Raw genomic sequence first — 792 nt, 5'->3', positions numbered from 1 at the left:
GTGACCTGATGCTGTGGAGGGCCCCTGCACCGGCGTAGTGTGCGATGATTTGGCCGTTAAGCCATGTGTGGACGGCCGCTGCGGTGCAAGAGGTTTCTGGCGGCAATGCGCACCGGTCGGGTGCATCCGTGTGTCCGGCCTGTTCGCGCAGCTCGACATGGCTGCTGGCCCTGATGAAGTCCGCGGATCGGGTTCCTGATCAGGTCAACGCGCTCGAAGCGCTCTACTCCCCTGGGTTTGGCCGATCCCCGGTCTGACCGGTTTGTCATCACCACTCAGCCCTCTTTCACCATCCTGTTGCCACTTCCTGGCGGTCCGGAATGAGGTCTATGCGGCGTAGACTTCCTTTCGTGTCATGACGGCCCACGCGACCCGGGCGGTCTTGTCGGCCAAACCGACAGTTGCGACACGAACCGTCTTTCGTTCAAGCAATGCAGCCAGCCAGGGCTGCTTACTTGGGTTCTTGCGCACCATCCGCACAACGGCGGTCGCACCGACGACGAGCAATCTTCTGAGGTAGCCGTCGCCTTGCTTGCTGATGCCACCCAAACGATCTTTGCCGCCAGAGCTGTTGGGTCGCGGCGTCAGACCGAGCCAGGCTGCAAACTGTCGTCCTGATCGGAACTGACCCGGATCGGGAACGGCCGCGGCGATGGCGGAGGCGGTTATCGGACCGATACCGGATATCGTTGCGAGACGACGGCTCGTCTCATCGGCACGGTGCCAGTCGAGGATTTCCGCCTCCAGGTGATCGATCTGTCGTTGGAGTGCGTCCAACTGGGTGACAACCGA

The 792-nt window shown here is 62.0% G+C and carries 1 protein-coding gene; it reads right to left on the bottom strand.

The window, feature by feature from the left end; translation table 11 throughout:
• Positions 1-327 precede the first annotated feature (327 nt).
• Positions 328-792 (bottom strand): IS110 family RNA-guided transposase (locus ACH13J_RS18365; protein ID WP_397544789.1); only part of this gene is annotated, 465 nt, incomplete at its 5' end.

Origin of the sequence: Roseovarius salis, assembly GCF_044472985.1 — a bacterium.
Taxonomy (GTDB): Bacteria; Pseudomonadota; Alphaproteobacteria; order Rhodobacterales; family Rhodobacteraceae; genus Roseovarius; species Roseovarius salis.
Note: the sequence above shows the minus strand (reverse complement) of the source record. Positions and strands in the feature narration are given on the sequence as shown.